Annotated in this window: 1 rRNA gene; it reads left to right on the top strand. The window is 51.5% G+C overall.

What is annotated here, in order from left to right:
* Nucleotides 1-13 precede the first annotated feature (13 nt).
* Nucleotides 14-2,479: ribosomal RNA gene (locus MHN31_RS24100) — 23S ribosomal RNA — on the top strand; the annotation flags it as partial.

The following is a 2,479-nucleotide window of genomic DNA, read 5'->3' as shown; positions in this document are numbered from 1 at the left end:
TTTTGGGTTGTATGGTTAAGTGACTAAGCGTACACGGTGGATGCCTTGGCAGTTGGAGGCGATGAAGGACGTACTAACTTGCGATAAGCCTAGTTGAGCCAGTAAGAGGCACTTGAGACTAGGATTTCCGAATGGGGAAACCCGGCCCTTTGGGTCATCATGCAGTGAATACATAGCTGTATGAAGCGAACGCGGAGAACTGAAACATCTAAGTACCCGTAGGAAAAGAAATCAACCGAGATTCCGAAAGTAGCGGCGAGCGAAATCGGATTAGCCCTTAAGCTTTAATGTAGTTAGTGGAACATTCTGGAAAGTATGACGATACAGGGTGACAGTCCCGTACACGACAACTTATTTAAAGTGAAATCGAGTAGGTCGGAGCACGTGAAACTTTGACTGAATATGGGGGGACCATCCTCCAAGGCTAAATACTCCCAACTGACCGATAGTGAACCAGTACCGTGAGGGAAAGGCGAAAAGAACCCCTGTGAGGGGAGTGAAATAGAACCTGAATAGGGGAGCCGTAGCGAAAGCGAGTCTTAACTGGGCGCTTAAGTTGCAGGGTATAGACCCGAAACCCGGTGATCTAGCCATGGGCAGGTTGAAGGTCAGGTAACACTGACTGGAGGACCGAACCCACTAACGTTGAAAAGTTAGGGGATGACCTGTGGCTAGGAGTGAAAGGCTAATCAAACCGGGAGATAGCTGGTTCTCCCCGAAATCTATTTAGGTAGAGCCTCGGACGAATACTTACGGGGGTAGAGCACTGTTAAGGCTAGGGGGTCATCCCGACTTACCAACCCTTTGCAAACTCCGAATACCGTAAAGTACTATCCGGGAGACACACGGTGGGTGCTAACGTCCATCGTGGAGAGGGAAACAACCCAGACCGTCAGCTAAGGTCCCAAAGTGTATGTTAAGTGGGAAACGATGTGGGAAGGCTAAAACAGCTAGGAGGTTGGCTTAGAAGCAGCCATCCTTTAAAGAAAGCGTAATAGCTCACTAGTCGAGTCGGCCTGCGCGGAAGATGTAACGGGGCTAAACATACCACCGAAGCTACGGCCGGGTGAAAAACCCGCACGCCGGAAGACCAAGGGTTCCTATCCCATGTTAATCAGGGTAGGGTGAGTCGACCCCTAAGGCGAGGCTGAAGAGCGTAGTCGATGGGAAACGGGTTAATATTCCCGTACTTGGTATAAATGCGATGGGGGGACGGAGCAGGCTAGGCAAGCATGGCGTTGGTTGTCCATGTGAAAGGCTGTAGGCTGGTGACTTAGGAAAATCCGGGTCGCTAAGGCTGAGAGTCGAGACGAGCCACTACGGTGGTGAAGTTGTTGATGCCCTACTTCCAGGAAAAGCCTCTAAGCTTCAGTTTATATCGAATCGTACCCTAAACCGACACAGGTGGTCAGGTAGAGAATACTAAGGCGCTTGAGAGAACTCGGGTGAAGGAACTAGGCAAAATTGTACCGTAACTTCGGGAGAAGGTACGCTCTTACTTGTGAAGACTTCGCGTCGTAAGCAGGCGAGAGCCGCAGTGACCAGGTGGCTGGGACTGTTTATTAAAAACACAGCACTGTGCAAAATCGTAAGATGACGTATACGGTGTGACACCTGCCCGGTGCCGGAAGGTTAATTGATGGGGTTAGCTTAGGCGAAGCTCTTGATCGAAGCCCCGGTAAACGGCGGCCGTAACTATAACGGTCCTAAGGTAGCGAAATTCCTTGTCGGGTAAGTTCCGACCTGCACGAATGGTGTAACCATGGCCACGCTGTCTCCACCCGAGACTCAGTGAAATTGAAATCGCAGTGAAGATGCTGTGTACCCGCGGCTAGACGGAAAGACCCCGTGAACCTTTACTACAGCTTGGCACTGAACATTGACCCTACATGTGTAGGATAGGTGTTGAGGACAGTGCCTGGTGGGTAGTTTGACTGGGGCGGTCTCCTCCCAAAGAGTAACGGAGGAGCACGAAGGTTGGCTAAGTACGGTCGGACATCGTACGGTTAGTGTAATGGTAGAAGCCAGCTTAACTGCGAGACAGACACGTCGAGCAGGTACGAAAGTAGGTCATAGTGATCCGGTGGTTCTGAATGGAAGGGCCATCGCTCAACGGATAAAAGGTACTCCGGGGATAACAGGCTGATACCGCCCAAGAGTTCATATCGACGGCGGTGTTTGGCACCTCGATGTCGGCTCATCACATCCTGGGGCTGAAGTCGGTCCCAAGGGTATGGCTGTTCGCCATTTAAAGTGGTACGCGAGCTGGGTTTAGAACGTCGTGAGACAGTTCGGTCCCTATCTGCCGTGGGCGTTTGAGAATTGAGAGGGGCTGCTCCTAGTACGAGAGGACCGGAGTGGACGAACCGCTGGTGTTCGGGTTGTCATGCCAATGGCATTGCCCGGTAGCTACGTTCGGAATCGATAACCGCTGAAAGCATCTAAGCGGGAAGCGAGCCTCGAGATGAGTTCTCACTTT

Source organism: Pseudoalteromonas sp. McH1-42 (genome assembly GCF_022347845.1).
GTDB classification, from domain to species: domain Bacteria; phylum Pseudomonadota; class Gammaproteobacteria; order Enterobacterales; family Alteromonadaceae; genus Pseudoalteromonas; species Pseudoalteromonas rubra_D.
This window is presented reverse-complemented; position numbering and strand designations above follow the sequence as displayed.